13 protein-coding genes are annotated in these 15,252 nt (G+C 56.2%); 7 read left to right on the top strand and 6 right to left on the bottom strand.

Annotation, left to right across the window (positions count from 1 at the left end; genetic code table 11):
* Nucleotides 1-70: 70 nt before the first annotated feature.
* Nucleotides 71-991 (bottom strand): ion channel, encoded by a 921-nt coding sequence (locus tag KP814_RS22815; RefSeq protein WP_253938577.1) that lies wholly within the window; start codon nt 989-991, stop codon nt 71-73.
* A gap of 258 nt (nt 992-1,249) precedes the next feature.
* On the opposite strand from KP814_RS22815, the gene KP814_RS22810 reads away from it, so the two are divergent.
* Nucleotides 1,250-2,206, top strand: a complete 957-nt coding sequence (locus KP814_RS22810; protein ID WP_253938576.1) for an alpha/beta fold hydrolase — start codon at nt 1,250-1,252, stop codon at nt 2,204-2,206.
* Nucleotides 2,207-2,210: 4 nt separating this feature from the next.
* Here the strand turns inward: KP814_RS22810 and KP814_RS22805 are convergent, their stop codons facing one another.
* On the bottom strand, nt 2,211-2,855 hold the full coding sequence (locus tag KP814_RS22805; protein ID WP_216738934.1) for an isoprenylcysteine carboxylmethyltransferase family protein: 645 nt from the start codon (nt 2,853-2,855) through the stop codon (nt 2,211-2,213).
* Between the two features lie 57 nt (nt 2,856-2,912).
* Nucleotides 2,913-3,230, bottom strand: a complete 318-nt coding sequence (locus KP814_RS22800) for a GIY-YIG nuclease family protein (RefSeq protein ID WP_216738933.1) — start codon at nt 3,228-3,230, stop codon at nt 2,913-2,915.
* A 486-nt stretch (nt 3,231-3,716) separates the two neighbouring features.
* On the opposite strand from KP814_RS22800, the gene KP814_RS22795 reads away from it, so the two are divergent.
* From KP814_RS22795 to KP814_RS22775, 5 genes are all read left to right on the top strand, one after another.
* Nucleotides 3,717-6,206 (top strand): ExeM/NucH family extracellular endonuclease, encoded by a 2,490-nt coding sequence (locus KP814_RS22795; RefSeq protein WP_216738932.1) that lies wholly within the window; start codon nt 3,717-3,719, stop codon nt 6,204-6,206.
* An 81-nt stretch (nt 6,207-6,287) separates the two neighbouring features.
* Entirely contained in the window at nt 6,288-7,031 is a 744-nt protein-coding gene (locus KP814_RS22790; protein ID WP_216738931.1) for an ABC transporter substrate-binding protein, read from the top strand.
* 109 nt (nt 7,032-7,140) lie between these two features.
* Nucleotides 7,141-8,292 carry a GNAT family N-acetyltransferase gene (locus KP814_RS22785; RefSeq protein ID WP_216738930.1) on the top strand — a complete coding sequence of 384 codons (1,152 nt, stop codon included), beginning with the start codon at nt 7,141-7,143 and terminating at the stop codon, nt 8,290-8,292.
* A 117-nt stretch (nt 8,293-8,409) separates the two neighbouring features.
* Nucleotides 8,410-9,882 carry a glutamate-cysteine ligase family protein gene (locus KP814_RS22780; RefSeq protein WP_216738929.1) on the top strand — a complete coding sequence of 491 codons (1,473 nt, stop codon included), beginning with the start codon at nt 8,410-8,412 and terminating at the stop codon, nt 9,880-9,882.
* Between the two features lie 48 nt (nt 9,883-9,930).
* Complete coding sequence (locus tag KP814_RS22775) at nt 9,931-10,950, top strand: succinylglutamate desuccinylase/aspartoacylase family protein (protein WP_216738928.1); 1,020 nt, start codon at nt 9,931-9,933, stop codon at nt 10,948-10,950.
* Between the two features lie 130 nt (nt 10,951-11,080).
* Here KP814_RS22775 and KP814_RS22770 read toward each other — a convergent pair whose 3' ends face one another.
* Genes KP814_RS22770 through zwf form a run of 3 tightly spaced genes read right to left on the bottom strand, consistent with a single transcriptional unit; the run spans nt 11,081 to nt 13,956 of the window.
* On the bottom strand, nt 11,081-11,734 hold the full coding sequence (locus tag KP814_RS22770) for a bifunctional 4-hydroxy-2-oxoglutarate aldolase/2-dehydro-3-deoxy-phosphogluconate aldolase (protein ID WP_127968059.1): 654 nt from the start codon (nt 11,732-11,734) through the stop codon (nt 11,081-11,083).
* Between the two features lie 37 nt (nt 11,735-11,771).
* Nucleotides 11,772-12,479, bottom strand: coding sequence for a 6-phosphogluconolactonase (gene pgl / locus KP814_RS22765; RefSeq protein ID WP_216738927.1), 708 nt, complete (start codon nt 12,477-12,479; stop codon nt 11,772-11,774).
* Nucleotides 12,472-13,956 (bottom strand): glucose-6-phosphate dehydrogenase, encoded by a 1,485-nt coding sequence (zwf, locus tag KP814_RS22760; protein WP_371824080.1) that lies wholly within the window; start codon nt 13,954-13,956, stop codon nt 12,472-12,474. Before zwf ends, pgl begins: the two co-directional genes overlap by 8 nt.
* 246 nt (nt 13,957-14,202) lie before the next feature.
* Here zwf and KP814_RS22755 point away from each other — a divergent pair, with 246 nt between their 5' ends.
* The gene (locus KP814_RS22755) at nt 14,203-15,087 is read left to right on the top strand and encodes a MurR/RpiR family transcriptional regulator (protein ID WP_216738925.1); all 885 of its coding nucleotides are present in this window, start codon (nt 14,203-14,205) and stop codon (nt 15,085-15,087) included.
* The last annotated feature ends 165 nt before the right edge of the window (nt 15,088-15,252 follow it).

Below are 15,252 nucleotides of genomic sequence, written 5' to 3'. Positions count from 1 at the left end.
GTCACAATTAATTTAACTATAGCCCATGTGCTGAAGGGACAACGGCGGGATCAGATTCCAACCGGGCCGTCTATCGCGTCATTTTCTTCACGAAAACGACAACAAAGAGCGCCAGGGTGAAACTGCCGACAAAGGCTTCGGTCGCGGCGAATGCGCGGGTGAGGCCCACCGGGGCAAGGTCTCCATAGCCCAGGGTGGTGAAGGTGACGACGCTGAAATACAGACAGCTCAGAAAATACTGCAATTCCGACCACAAATTGGCGCCGCCGCCCGCATATAGGGCCTGCTCTCCTTCGCGGATGCCCAGGGTGAAATAGATCAGTGAGAAAGCCAGCACCATAAGACAGGAAAAAATAATGACGCGGTCAGGACGCTCCCCGTATCCGCAGAACAAATCCACCATTTTTGAGACGAAGCGCGCGCCGGAGAAAGGCGGCAGCTGGAAACGTCGCATCAGCATTTCTTTCTGGAAAAAATGGCCCGCGGTTTCGAAAAGCCCCTGCTGCTCTGCGACCTTGCGCAAATGCCGATAGATTTCCTCCGCCTGCTGATACAAATCCAGCTTCTGCTCACGATTGGAGGCTTTTTCCGCCAGTTTCTCCTGCAGCAGTTTTTCGCCCCACTGGATGTGTTCAATTTTGGTCTGCTCAAACACCGCCCCCAACAGGTTGCAGTCCTGCAGGTTGGCGCAGTGTAAATTCGCCTTGCTGAGGTTGGCTTTCATCAGGGAAGAGCCCCGTAAATCCAGGTGAAAGCAATGGGCTCCTTCCAGGTTGGCGCGGTAAAGATCGGACTCCACCAGCTGATAGCCGCCCTTGGCGTTGCGCCGCACCAGATCAACCCCGGACAGTTCCGCACGGCTCAGCTTGAATCCGCGCATGGGCTCGCCCGTACGGGCGCGTTGCTCCAGCTGAAACTTCAACTCATCGCTTTCTTCGCGATCGGCGTCGCGCCAATAACTGTCGTCAGGGGGTTGGGTGTCAGCGTTCATAGCCTGGTTCTCCACCGCAATCAGCCTGGGCGTCATATTCATGTAGAAGCAAAAGACGCGTTGATTTACAGATCAATCTCAGTGTAGATCAGTGTGGAGAATTCGGCCGCGCCGCCACTCAGATTCAAGGCTAGACCGTTGCCTCGGCGGCTCCGGATTTGATTAAATGTCCGCTTACGGCAGCCCTTAGATCCCGTGTCCAGCGACGCTCACAGGGCTCCTGTCTGTCAGTATGGATTTACAGGAAACAGCATGCGCATGTCTCATTCCGCTCAGATTTTCCGGGCCGGGTTTCTCATCGCTGCGCTGACCCTGCTGTCGGCGTGTTCCGAGATCAAATACGGCCTGTACGATCTCGCCATGGACTTCGAACGCTCCCAGGCGGGCGTGACTCCCAAAAGCCTGGAGACCCAGGGGCGTCATTTCGCTTATCTGGAAAATCAGGCGCCGCCGGACGCCGAAACGATCCTGCTGTTGCATGGCTTCGGCGCCAGCAAAGAAAACTGGCTGCGTTTCATACGCCATCTTCCCCCGCGCTATCACATCGTCGCCCTCGACCTGTTGGGCCATGGCGACAGCAGCAAGGACACCAGCATTCCCTATGATATCGACGATCAGGTCGGCTACGTGCGCGCCTTTACCGAAGCCGCCGGCCTGAGCCATTTTCACTTGATGGGAAATTCCATGGGCGGAGCGATTTCTTCGATGTACGCCGCCGAATATCCAGACAGCGTCGCTTCGTTAGTGCTGATGGACCCCGCTGGCGTGTATGACTTTTCCAGCGAGCTGGAAACGCGCCTGCAAAAGGGAGAAAACCCGCTGATAGTGAGAAAGCCGGAGGATTTTGACGCCCTCATGGAATTCGCCATGGAGGACAAGCCTTTCATTCCCTGGCCGATTACCTCCGTGCTCACGGAAAAAGCCATCGCCAACACAGGCATTTACGACCATATATTCGCGGAATTGGTGAGGGAGCGACACCGGTATGACTTCAAGCAAGTGTTGCTGGACATCAGAAGCCCAACCCTGGTGCTGTGGGGGAAAGAAGACCGGGTGATCAACTACCGCAATGCGGAGGTATTCACCCGGCAGATCGCCAATTCACGCAAGATGATCATCGATGGCGTCGGCCACGCGCCGATGATCGAAGCGCCGGAGGAAACCGCGGAAATCACCCTGGTTTTCATGCGCCTGCTGGAAGCGGAAAAGGGCTGAACGCTTAATCCTGCCAGCCCGGCCCTATGGCCTTACCGAAACGGGGCAGCCAGCGGGGCGCCCGCTCGCAGTAACGCTCATAGGCTTGTCCGTATGCGCGTCGCAGAGCGGCCTCCTCCAATCGCGTTTGAATGGCGATCATCCCTGCGCCGATGAGCAGGCACGCCAAAGTAAACAATGACGGCAGCGCCAGAAACAGCCCAATCTGGCCTATATATACGCCAGCGAACAACGGATTACGGCAATAACGGAAAGGCCCTTGAGTCAGCAACTGCGCCTTGCCGTCAGTATCAATGCCCGAGCGCCAGTCCGTGTGCATGTAGGAATGCACGTAATCAATCAACCCAAAAGAACACAGCAGCAAGCCGACTCCCGACCACAACACCGCCGGCGTGTATAGCGCAGGAAATACGCCAAGATAGGCGTCCACATCGGGATAGAACACCCGCGCCACTGTCACCGCCAGAATCAGTAAACGAAACAGATTGAACACCCAGCGCACGAACCAGCTCTTGCTGGCGGCGGAACCGTAATGAATATGACTGACGCCGGTGCGCTTGCGCAGCCCCAGGCTACGGCAGGTGTAATGCACGCCAATCATGGTGAAAAAAATAGCCAGAAAGTGGCTGACGATTACGTCCGTGGACATCGTGTTGTTCTCCCATCTCACTTGGTGAAGGTCGCATCAGGAACGCGGGACCTGTCGTCACAGGCCGAAGCAACTACGATTCAACTCCCGAAAAGCGTTATCCAATACATTTTCTTCTATCAGGCGCAGTTTGCCACTGCGTTTTAGTTTTTTAATCTCAATTTCCCGGCGGCTTGCGCTGGCGCGATCGTGTCCCGCCTCCACATACAGCAGACGCACTGGCTTACGCCCGCGGAAATACTTCGCCCCATTGCCCTGCAAATGATCCCGAAAACGTTTCGCAGGGTTATTGGTGATGCCGGTATACAGCGAGTTATCGCTGGCCAGCAACATATACACGCACCAACTCATCGCGGCGACTTCATTTTCCGACACCGTTCGGACCACCTGTAGTTTTATTGGTATGCCGCCAACTTGGCTTTGAAGATGACGAAGGGAGGATTTTACCCCAGTCCACTGGGATTTGTTGACTGAACATCTCGCCATAAAAGGCGATATTCAGGATGCGCATTTTTTGACCGCCACGTCAGAAAATGCACTCTTGTTGATCATATGGTCAAATAATAAACAGAACCTGATTCTATCCCGGATTAGTCCGTCCAACTTCGCCAGACTCCGGCTGACGCCTCATAAGCAATTGATTTGCCGCTTATTAAATCCGTTTTGTTTGCAGCTGCCTCTATTGTCCGAGTAATAGGTATTTATATTTATTGTAACCAGGTCACATTACGCTCTTCCCCCGCCTTGATCGTGGCATAACGCTTGCTCTAAGCTCTCGTCCGGTTATATCTGGCTGGAGTCAGAGCAGTATTGGCCGGACGCACTTTATACAATCCTGGTTGTAACTCGGAAATAATTAAAATGAAATATCCTGAAAACAGCAGACGCCGCGCCCTCATGGCGGCGATGATCACCGCGTTCCCACTCTCCGCTCAGGCGGACCTCATCATTTCGGAATATGTGGAAGGTTCTTCCAACAATAAAGCCCTGGAATTCTACAACACCGGCAGCGACGCCGTAGAACTCAGCGCCTATGAGATCGCCCGTTTTAAAGACGGCGCAGAAACCCCTAACGCTTACATGACCCTGCCTTCGTTTTCCCTGGCGGCCGGCGCGGTATATGTGCACGCTAACAGCGGCGCTAATGATGGCTTGAAAGCGCTGGCCAACAGCACCTCAACTGACGACGCCATCGGCTTTAATGGCGGCGATTCCGTCGTGTTGCGCCTGGTTGGCGGCGCGATTGTCGACCGTGTGGGAACGCTTAAAGAAGGCGCAAGCGCTTACCTGAAAGATGTCACTCTGTCCCGTACAGATACGACCGCCAACCCGGATTTTAATCAGGATCAGTGGCAAACACTGGCGAAAGACACCTTCAGTGGGCTGGGCAAAGCCCCTGGCGCGGACGGAGGAGATGGCGGCGACGGCGGCGATCCTGCGCCGACCCTGGGCGCCTGCGGCGAAGCGGCCACTCTGATCAGCGCCGTACAAGGCAGTACTGACGAAGTGGCGATGAAAGACCAGACCGTGACCGTTGAAGGCATAATCACCGGTTTCCGTAACAACGGCTTCTTCGTCCAGGAAGAGCCTTCTGACGAAGACGGCAATCCCCAGACCTCTGAAGGCATCTTTGCATTCAGCAATGGCGGCGGCTCTCTGACCCTGGGCAATCTGGTGCGTATAAAAGGCGCCGTTTCCGATTACCACGGCAACAGCCAGATCAGCGTCTCCGAACTGGCGGATTGCGGCGCCACTGACGCCGTCGCCACGGTCACGCCAATCACCCTGCCGTTTGCTGCAGATCTTAATCTGGAAGCGCTGGAAGGCATGGTCGTCAGCGTGTCTAATGCAGTGGTCGCCAATACTTACGGCCTGGGCCGCTATGGGGAAATTACCATCAGCGACAAGCTGAAATGGACCCCCACTGACGCGGCCATACCCGGCAGCGCGGAATACGACGCCGTCATTGCGGAAAACAAAGCCAACCTGCTTTACATCGAAGACAATACTTCCAGCCAGAATACCGCCAGCGTCAGCTTCTATCCTGAGTTTGGCTACGACAATCCTATTCTGCTGGGCGATCTGGTGTCCGCCACCGGTCCGCTGAACTTCTCTTACGATGTGTACCGCATCAACCCGATGGCTCCGATCAGCGTCACCTCCCCCGGCCGCACCGCAGCGCCGGAAGCCGCGCTGGGCAATCTGGCGGTGGCCAGCTTCAACGTCCTGAACTATTTCAACGGCGTGAAAAAAGACGACGGTTCCATCGACTACTCCGCCAATCCACGGGGCGCTAAAACAGAAGACGAGTTCCTGTTGCAACAGGCGCGCATCGTCAAAGCCTTGAAAACCCTGGACGCGGATGTCGTGGGCCTGATGGAGCTGGAGAACGACGGTTTCAGCGACGACTCCGCCATCAACACGCTGGTGACGGCGCTAAATAATGAAATCGGCGAAGACGCCTATACCTACGTGTCGACGAAGGACGGCAGCAAGCCTGGGACGGATCAAATCACCGTCGGCCTGATTTATCGCGCCGCCAACGTCACCCCCAAAGGCGACGCCATTGTGGTCGATATGCCCGAGCAGACTCTAGGCGCAGAAACCGCCGCCATGCGTCCTTCTCTTGTGCAGGCGTTCACTCACAAGAAAACCGGGCAGAGCTTCGCCGTCTCCATCAACCACTTCAAATCCAAGCGTTCCAGCAGCGCCTGCGATAACAGCGCTCCCACGGATATCGATCAGATGCAGGGCAACTGCAACCCATTACGCGTTTCCGCAGCGGTCACCCTCGGCGAAGCCCTGACGACGTTAGGTCTGCCTGAGCGCATTCTGATTCTGGGCGACCTGAACGCCTACTCCAAGGAAGACCCTATCTCCGTGCTGACCGACTACAACCCGGCCACCCACGGCTACACCATCAAAACCGCCGCCAACACTGGCATGGACGCAGGGGCCGCAGTGGAAGTAAGCAAAAACTATGGCTATGCTTTGGTTGCTGAAACCCATGATGCGGAAGGGTTCTCTTATACCTACGACGGCGCGCAAGGCAGCCTTGACCATATCCTGGCCAGCCGCGCCGCCATGGAGGATATCGTGGATCTCGATCACTGGAACGTTAACTCCATCGAAGCCTACGCCCTGCAGGCGGACGGCCTGTTCAAATACTACAAAGACTCCACCGGATATTTCGGCGTCGGGCCCTATCGCAGCTCCGACCACGATCCGGTAGTGGTGACGATGGACTTGAAGTCTACGGACAAAGGCAAGGATGACGGAGGCGGCAGCCTGGGTCTGCTGAGCATTCTGGCTCTGCTGACCATGCGGTTCGCACGCCGCCGCCCGATGTAAGTAATTCAGGGGGCAGAACTTCGGTTCTGCCCCCTTTTTGCAGTTCGCTCCGATAAAACGACCAACTATACAGGAGTCAAAATGCGCTTAATCATCTCGGTCATCACTTTCATCTCCCTTTCTCTGGCGGGCTACGCCAGATCCGAACAGCTCATCTTCAACTCTGCGGAATTCAGCCCTTTCGTTTACGAGGAAAATGGCAAGATGGGGGGACCCGTCACCGACGTCATTCTGCTCACCTGCAAAAAGATCAATGTGGAATGCAGCATCAAACAGGAATCTTTCAGTAAGTCGGAAGAACAGGTAAAAGCCGGCGTCGTCAATGGCGTTTATCTGGTGAGCTGGAGCGAAAGCCGCGCGGAATGGATGTACTACACCCTGCCCGTTCTGCGCACCAGCTGGGGATTCTTCGTGCCGGCGACGGACAAAAAGGACTACCTGACCCTGTCCAGCTTCAGCGGCCAAAGGGTGGGCGTGTTTGGTCCGTCCAGCAGCTCCAAAACGCTGGATCGCATCAATCCTGTGGTGAACATGGACATACAACTGTCCAAGGACGATCTGGGCAACCTGAAAAAACTGATTCAGGGACAACTCGACTCTGTTTATATTAATCGCGACGTGGGCCTCGACCTGATGCGGCAAAGCGGGCTGGCGGACAAAGTCCGTTTCGCCTGGACCCACACGGAACGCAACTATCACATTGGGTTCAGCAAAAAAACCGGACGCAAACTGGTGAACCAGTTCAATAAGGCGCTGCGTAAAACCTATGAATCCGGCGAGGCGCGGGAGATTCTCGCCCAGCGCGGCCTGGAATCCGTCATGTAATCTCCTTCCGCCGGACGGCGCAGGCGTCGCTCCGGCTTTTCCTTTACGGCGAACTGACCAATAATGGGCCAAATTCCTGGTTTCATCGAAACATGCATTGGGCCCGAGTATGACAGCGCTGCGCGCGGAGTTTATCGACAGCATTGAAGCCGTCTCCCCCGTTCAATGGAATCAGTTGAGCGGCGTGGACAACCCTTTTATCCGTTACGAGTTTCTGCACGCCCTGGAGACGACCGGCTGCGTCGCCGAAGCAACCGGATGGCGGCCGCAACATATTCTGATCCGCGACGCCCAAGACGCCTTAGTTGGCGCTGCGCCCTGTTATCTGAAAACCCACTCCTACGGGGAATACGTGTTCGACTGGGCCTGGGCGGACGCCTACCATCGTCATGATCTGGAGTATTACCCGAAGCTGCTCACTGCCATCCCTTTCACGCCTTCCGTCGGACCGCGTCTGTTGGTCTCCGCCAACGCTGAGCGGGAGCGTGTCTCACTGGCGATCAGTCACGCCATGGGCGAACGCATGCATCAAACCGGCGCCTCGTCCTGGCACTTGCTGTTTCCAGACGAAGCCACGCGGAAAAGTCTGAGTGAAGACAAATCTCTGCTGTTGCGCCACGGAACCCAGTTCCACTGGCTCAACGAAGGATACGCGTCCTTTGATGACTTTTTGCAGGCGCTAGTCTCACGCAAACGCAAGAACATCCGTAAAGAACGCCAGGCAGTGCTCAGCCAAGGCATTGCATTCAAGGTCATCGAAGGCCCGGATGTGGGCGAGTCTGAACTGGAGGCTTTTTACGACTTCTACCAGTTAACTTACCTGAAACGAGGACAGCGGCCCTACCTCAGCTACACCTTTTTCCAGCGTCTGATTGCTGCCATGCCGGAGCAGGTATTTCTCATCCTGGCGCAACGGGAGCAGCGCTACGTCGCCGGCTCCTTGTTCCTGAAGAATCAGTCAACACTGTTCGGCCGCTACTGGGGCTGTACTGAAGAGTTCAATCATCTGCATTTCGAGACCTGCTATTACCAGGGCATCGATTACTGCATTGCGCATAAATTGTTGCGCTTTGACGCAGGCGCTCAAGGGGAGCATAAATTGCTACGAGGATTTCGGCCCACGCCCACCTACTCCCTGCATAGAATCGAGCATCCCGCTTTCCGTCAGGCCATCGCCAACTTTCTGGATGAAGAACGCGAAGGCGTCAGTGAGTATGTGCGCGACGCCAATGCCCACCTTCCCTTCAAGCAGGCTGAGTAAGCAGAACAAGACGCCCTGCAACCGCTTTTTTCACACTGCAGTTTCGCACCCCGAAAAGTTAGCCTACTTTAATTAAAAAAGTGAGCTGCGTGAGCGGTTGCTGGAGAACTCGCGAAGATGGGGCGACATATTGATAAGGCGCGGTTCAGCGCTCAGGAATACGCGGACTTCCAACGACGATTACAGGAAAATCTGGCGACGTTGCGAAACTTGCTCGATGACCCCGCCTTTGGCGTCGGACCGCCGTCCTTCGGAGCGGAGCTGGAGCTATACATCATCGACAAGCACGGTCGGCCCACGGCCAAAAACCAGGAAATCCAGGCCGCCGTTGACGATCCCAATCTGACGCTGGAGCTGAATCGCTTCAATCTAGAATATAATCTGGAGCCGACACCCGCCGCCGGAACGCCTTTCCGCGCCCTGCAGCAACAGATCGACGGCGTCTTGCAATCGCTGGAAACTCACGCCGCCGCGCAAGGGGCCTCACTCCTGCCCATTGGCATTCTGCCGACGCTGACGTCTGAAGATATGGGGCCGGAGGCGATTACAGAGAGTCCCCGTTATCAGGCCCTGGCGCGACAGTTGCGGGATAAACGAGGTGAAGATTTTCACATCAGCATCAAAGGCCGCGATACGCTTGATCTGTATTGGCAGGATGTATCCCTGGAAGGCGCCAACACCTCTTTCCAGTTTCATTATCGGGTGAACCCTGGGGACTTCGCCGACGCCTTTAACGCCGCGCAACTGGCCACGCCGCTTGCCGTGGCGCTGGCGGCCAATTCGCCGTTGTTTCTGGGGCGTCGACTCTGGCATGAAACCCGTATCGCCCTGTTCAAACAGGCGACAGACTGTCGCATGGAAACGCCATTGCGCTTCAGGCTGCCCGCAAGGGTGTTATTCGGCAATGGCTGGGTGCGCAAAGACGCCCATGAGATTTTCTGCGAAGGCGTCTCGCTGTTTGAGCCGCTGCTCCCCATTTGCGGCGATGACGACGCGCCCCGTCCCGGGCAGGCGCCGCTCTTGGATGAGCTGCGCTTGCATCAGGGCAGTATCTGGGCCTGGAATCGCCCCATCTATGATCCGGTGGACGGCGGCCATATCCGCATAGAAATACGCGCGCTGCCCGCCGGCCCCAGCACCACGGACATGCTCGCCAACGCCGCCCTAATGGTGGGGCTGATCGAAGGGTTGCGCCCGTCCATGCAGGAGATGCTTCCCGCCATTCCTTTCCGCTACTGCGAATACAACTTTTACCGCGCCGCCAAATACGGACTGCGCGCCAGGCTGTTCTGGCCGGGACAAGGCGGCGAAGGCTTGCAGGAGCGGCCAGTCATGGACATTCTGGACGACATGCTGCCGGTGGCGGAACAAGGCCTGAACGCACTGCCCATCGACCCGGAGGAGATTCGTCACTATCTGGGAGTGTGCTCTCAGAATCTGGCGCAACCGGTCAACGGCGCGCTCTGGCAATTACGCATGCTTGAGAAACTGCGTCTCCAGCGCAATGATGAAGATGCGTTAAGAGAGCTGGTGATTCGCTATCAGGATAATTATCGTAGTGGAGACCCCGTGCATCGATGGACCTATTAAGTCTTATGCGTCCATCGACTCAGAGAATCTCCAAGGGGGCTGTCTATTATGCCGCTCAAGGTCATTGAAGGAATTCGCAGCTTAGCGCTGGAAGAGGACTTCACCCGTTTCTTGCAACGCCTGGGCGGTCCCACGCTGATTCGTCTGCAGGGCCGCGACCATTCACGCCGCCGCGCTTTCTGCACCTTGCTGCACGGCAACGAGCCCTCCGGCGCCCGCGCCTTGTACGCGTACCTGTGCTCCGGCGAAACCCCAGCAGTGGACCTGGATGTCATTATCGCTTCCATTCCCGCGGCTTTGGCCCCTCCGATGTTCAGCCAGCGCATGCTGCCTGGCCAGCGTGATCTCAACCGCTGCTTCCGCCCCCCCTTTGATGATGGTCAGGGCAAATTAGCCGAAGCGATTCTGCAATTCTTGCACGACAGCAAACCCGAGTGCCTGATTGATCTGCACAATACGTCAGGCAGCGGTCCCGCCTTCGGCGTCGCCATACGCTGCGACGCCGATCACCGCGCCCTGACCTCACTCTGGACTAACGACCTGATTGTCACCGACCTGCGCCTGGGAGCTCTGATGGAAATCAGCGAGCTGGACGTGCCCACAGTGACGATAGAGTGCGGCGGCGCCCAGGATGAAACCTCTCTGCTAATTGCGCGGGAAGGCATGCAGCGTTACTTCGGCAGCGAGCAGGTGCTTGCCGCCGCCGGGCGCGATTATGGCGTGAACCGGTTTCGCAATCCTATTCGCATGGAATTGAAGCCAGGCCGACGAGTGCACTACGGCGATGCTGCTGACCCCGATGCGGCGCTAACACTGCCGTTGGACGCCGCCCGTTTCAATTACGGTTCAGTGCCCGCCGGCGAACGTCTGGCTATTCTAGGCGCGGCGGGCCTGGAAGCTTTGACCGCCAAAGACCATCTGGGGCGGGAGCGCCTGCATGATCACTTCGCCGATATCAACGGAAGACTCTCCCCCAAACATCCATTGAAACTGTTCATGGTGACCACCAATCCCATCATCGCCACCACCGACTGCCTGTTTTACTTTATAGACTGCGCCAATACCTGATCTCATGCAGACCCTGATTGAATAGGTCTGCTCAGAAATAAAAAAACCCGCCAGGCGACGGGTAAAAAATATATTGCTAATGCAATGAGGGAGGGTCGTTGCTATCGATAAAGAGAGATTCCAGTCGCCGTCAGATAGCGGCCAGACTCTCTTCAGCAATAGTTCGGATCTGCCGCCAATCGCCAGCGGAAATAGCGTCTTTGGGGGTTAACCAAGAGCCGCCAACCGCCAATACGTTTGGCAGGGCAAGATAATCTTTCGCTTTTTCCCGGGTGATGCCGCCTGTCGGGCAGAACTTCACATTGGGGAAAGGACCGGAGAAAGCCTTCAGCGCAGACACGCCGCCAGCGACTTCCGCCGGGAAGAACTTAAATGCGCGATATCCCAGGCGATAACCTTCCATGACTTCAGACAGTGAAGATACACCCGGCAACATCGGAATTTTCGCCGTCAGGCCATATTCCAACAGTTCTTTGGTGGAGCCCGGCGTGATGACGAATTGAGCGCCAGCGTCTTCCGCTGCTTTGAATTGCTCAACCGTCGCCACCGTGCCTACGCCAACCCAAACTTCGGGGAGCGCGGCCCGCAGGTCCGTGATCGCCTGCAGGGCGTGCGGCGTGCGCAAGGTAATTTCCAGAATACGGACGCCGCCTTCCACCAGGGCTTTCCCGAGCGGCAACGCGTCTTCCGGACGATCGATAGTGATGACCGGCACCAACGGGCAACTGCTTACGATAGCGTCCAGTTGTTTTTGCAACGCTTCAGGATAGGTCTGGGATGTCATAGGTTTCTATTCTCTCTATTACTCTCGAGGTTCCTTCTCAAGGACTCCAAAAAACATTGAGGCCTGGGCGGATAAATCCGCGCACGGGCATCTCCGCCACGGCGTCCAGCTTGGCCAGCACCTTGTTCAGGGTGGTCAGCTTGTCTTCGCCAGTGATATGCAGCGCCTGATGCTTGGCCGCCGCCAAAACCTTGTAGGAAAGCGTCATGCGCGGATGCAGAGCCGTGACCGGATGCATCGGGGCGCACTTGTCTGTGGTGTCCAGGCCGTGGGCCAGCTCTTTCGCGCCCGGGAACAGAGAGGCGGTGTGCCCGTCCGCGCCCATTCCCAAAATCAGAACATCAATCGGCCAGGACAATTCAGCCAGACTGGCTTCCAGTTGTTCGCACCCTTCTTCAGGGGTCGCAGCTGCATTTTTCAGCGGCATGAAATTCGCTTCCGCCGCAGGGCCTTGCAATAAAAATTCTTTTACCAGCGCGGCGTTGCTGTCGTCGTGGGTTTCATCCACCCAGCGCTCATCCGCCAGAGTGACGTCCACCTTGCTCCAAGGCAGCTCCTGCTGCGCCAGCGACTTGAAGAAAGCCACCGGCGTACGACCGCCGGAAATCACCAGCAAGGCGCGTTCTTTTTCCTGCAGTGCGGCGCGCAGCCACTCCGCCGTTTGCAACGCCAGCTTATGCGCCAGCGCTTCACGTTCTTCTTCCAATTGCAGGGTGACGCCCTGCGGCCAGGATAGTTCAAGCATCTTCGTACCAGCTCCTTCCGTCCCGGGTGATCATGGCGATGGAAGCCACGGGCCCCCAGCTTCCTGCAGGATATTTCTTGGGCGGCAGTCCCAACTCAGCCCAGCCTTCAATGACCTGGTCAATCCAGCGCCACGCGTACTCCACTTCATCGCGACGCACGAACAGGTACTGGTTGCCTTTGATGACTTCCCACAGCAATCGCTCGTAGGCGTCAGGCACCCGGCCCGTGTTGAAAGCTTCGGAGAAACTCAGTTGCAATGGGCCCTGACGCAGACGCATGCCTTTATCCAGGCCCTGGTCTTTGGTCAGCACCTGCAGGGAAATGCCTTCATCCGGTTGCAGACGGATAATCAGTTTGTTGTTGGCCAGATGTTTCTGGTCAGGATCAAATATATAGTGCGGCGCCGGCTTGAAGTGAATGATGATTTCCGACAGCTTCTGCGGCATACGCTTACCGGTGCGCATATAGAAAGGCACGCCCGCCCAACGCCAGTTACAGATTTCCGCTTTGATGGCGACGAAACTTTCCGTGGAGCTGCCCTCGTTGGAGCCCTCTTCGTCCAGATATCCTGGAACGGGTTTGCCGTCGATGTTGCCAGCGGTGTACTGTCCGCGCACCATGTGAGTTTCCATCAGATCCGGCGTAATCGGCTTCAGCGCTTTCAGCACTTTCACTTTTTCATCGCGGATACTGCCAGCGGACAGATCAGAAGGCGGGTCCATGGCGATCAGACACAACAATTGCAGCAGATGGTTCTGCACCATATCACGCAGCTGTCCCGCCTTGTCAAAATATCCCCAGCGCCCTTCGATGCCGACTTTCTCCGCGACCGTAATTTCCACGTGGGAGATGTAACGCTGATTCCACTGAGTCGCGAACAGGTTGTTGGCGAAGCGCAGCGCAATCAGGTTCTGTACGGTTTCTTTACCCAGATAGTGGTCAATGCGATACAGCTGGGATTCATCAAAGAACTCCGCCAAACGGTCATTGATCTCGAAAGAAGACTCCAGATTATGACCGATGGGTTTCTCCACCACTACGCGGGTGGACGGCTGAACGCAGTCGGCGCTTTTCAGGTTTTCCCCGATCATGCCGTAGATCGCGGGAGGGGTCGCCATGTAGACGATCAGAGGAACTTCAGAATCCCCGCGCCATTGATTGATACTGCGATAGCCTTCGGCATCGCCGAAATCGAGCTGCTGGAAGCGGACTTTGTCGAAAAAGCGTTTCAGCGCCGCCTCTTCCAAGTCATTCTTGGGCAGTAACGCCTTGAAACGCTCCAGGGTCTGCGCTTTGAAGGACTCTTCGTCAACTTCCTGTCTGGCCAGCGCGAGAATGCGAGTCTGCGGATGTAGCAGTTTCGCCCGCTCCAGTTGAAATAGCGCCGGAAACAACTTGCGTTGCGCCAGATCGCCCAGCGCGCCGAAGAGCGCCAAGTCACATTGTGTAGATGCTGCTCGATTCATAATTTTCATATTTGGTAGTAATTATTCGTAATTTTGAGACAAAAAATTGGTATTTTCAACCTGAAACGGCAAATATTGTGATAATTTTACTACATTTCCCGTTTTCACTGATTTCCCTTCCACTTATTGACTAGTGGCCGACCGACCGTTCGGCTGGCGACCCAGGATGCGCAGGGTTATATTAGAGGCGATAACAAAATGTGTAGTAATTTCACTACAACAATAAATAAATCGCTCCCGGAATCCATACAGATAATGAATGAAACCATATCCCACCAGAATCTGCTGGAGGTGATCCGGCAGAGGCTCGACGATTTGAATAAATCCGAGCGCAAAGTCGCCGAAGTCATCCTGCGCGACCCCAAAGCCGCTACTCGCTACAGTATAGCCGCACTGGCGCGCGCCTCCGACGTCAGTGAACCGACCGTTAACCGCTTTTGTCGTAATTTCGCGGCCAGCGGGTTTCCCGATTTCAAAATCCAGCTAGCGCAAAGCCTCGCCAGCGGCACGCCTTATGTGAGCCAGAGCGTGGAGTCGAGCGATACCGTTGAGGAGTACAGCGACAAAATATTCCTCAGTACTATCGCCGATCTGGATAAAGCCAGACAGTCCCTGAACACCTCCGGCATTTCCAAGGCGGTGGACTACCTGATCCAAGCTAAGCAAATTTCGTTTTTCGGCATGGGCGCCTCCGCCGCCGTAGCTATCGACGCCCAGCATAAGTTCTTCCGCTTCAATATTCCGGTCACCGCCTACGACGACTTTCTCATGCAACGCATGGTCGCCGCCGCCGCGCATACCGGCGACGCCATCGTCACCATTTCTTACACCGGTCGTACGCGGGAAATGGTGGAAGTCGCCAAAATTGCGCGGGAGCGGGGCGCCATCGTGATCGGCATCACCGCGCCGGACTCTCCGTTGGCGAAGGAGTGCACCGTGGCGCTGGACGTTATCGCGCCGGAAGATACGGACGTATACATGCCCATGACGTCGCGCATCGTGCATTTAGCGGTGATCGACATTCTCGCCACCGGGGTCACCCTCAAGCGCGGCGCAGACTTCCACTCACATCTGAAGCGCATCAAGGACAGCCTGCGCGACACCCGTTATCCTCACGATGACGGCGCTGAAGGCGCCTAAATCTGCGCGCTGATTCTTCTATTTCTGCTTTCTATATAAGCCCACACCCGGAGCGTAACAGCTACTCTCCGGGCACCCTCGTTTTGCATCCTTCATCACTGAAATAGCGCTCGCTATCAGCCTGACGCACGCATTACTACTTTTCTCCTCCCCCCTCCCCCTGAC

The organism is Hahella sp. HN01 (assembly GCF_018986435.1).
In the GTDB taxonomy this organism is placed as follows: domain Bacteria; phylum Pseudomonadota; class Gammaproteobacteria; order Pseudomonadales; family Oleiphilaceae; genus Hahella.
The sequence above is the reverse complement of the archived record's forward strand: the minus strand, read 5'-3'. Positions and strand labels throughout refer to the sequence as shown.

What these genes read in the sequence shown, in the direction of transcription:
- KP814_RS22815 (WP_253938577.1), bottom strand. Translation starts at nt 991, where the DNA reads ATGAACGCTGACACCCAACCCCCTGACGACAGTTATTGGCGCGACGCC.
- KP814_RS22810 (WP_253938576.1), top strand. Translation starts at nt 1,250, where the DNA reads ATGTCTCATTCCGCTCAGATTTTCCGGGCCGGGTTTCTCATCGCTGCG.
- KP814_RS22805 (WP_216738934.1), bottom strand. Translation starts at nt 2,855, where the DNA reads ATGTCCACGGACGTAATCGTCAGCCACTTTCTGGCTATTTTTTTCACC.
- KP814_RS22795 (WP_216738932.1), top strand. Translation starts at nt 3,717, where the DNA reads ATGAAATATCCTGAAAACAGCAGACGCCGCGCCCTCATGGCGGCGATG.
- KP814_RS22790 (WP_216738931.1), top strand. Translation starts at nt 6,288, where the DNA reads ATGCGCTTAATCATCTCGGTCATCACTTTCATCTCCCTTTCTCTGGCG.
- KP814_RS22785 (WP_216738930.1), top strand. Translation starts at nt 7,141, where the DNA reads ATGACAGCGCTGCGCGCGGAGTTTATCGACAGCATTGAAGCCGTCTCC.
- KP814_RS22780 (WP_216738929.1), top strand. Translation starts at nt 8,410, where the DNA reads ATGGGGCGACATATTGATAAGGCGCGGTTCAGCGCTCAGGAATACGCG.
- KP814_RS22775 (WP_216738928.1), top strand. Translation starts at nt 9,931, where the DNA reads ATGCCGCTCAAGGTCATTGAAGGAATTCGCAGCTTAGCGCTGGAAGAG.
- KP814_RS22770 (WP_127968059.1), bottom strand. Translation starts at nt 11,734, where the DNA reads ATGACATCCCAGACCTATCCTGAAGCGTTGCAAAAACAACTGGACGCT.
- pgl (WP_216738927.1), bottom strand. Translation starts at nt 12,479, where the DNA reads ATGCTTGAACTATCCTGGCCGCAGGGCGTCACCCTGCAATTGGAAGAA.
- zwf (WP_371824080.1), bottom strand. Translation starts at nt 13,956, where the DNA reads ATGAAAATTATGAATCGAGCAGCATCTACACAATGTGACTTGGCGCTC.
- KP814_RS22755 (WP_216738925.1), top strand. Translation starts at nt 14,203, where the DNA reads ATGAATGAAACCATATCCCACCAGAATCTGCTGGAGGTGATCCGGCAG.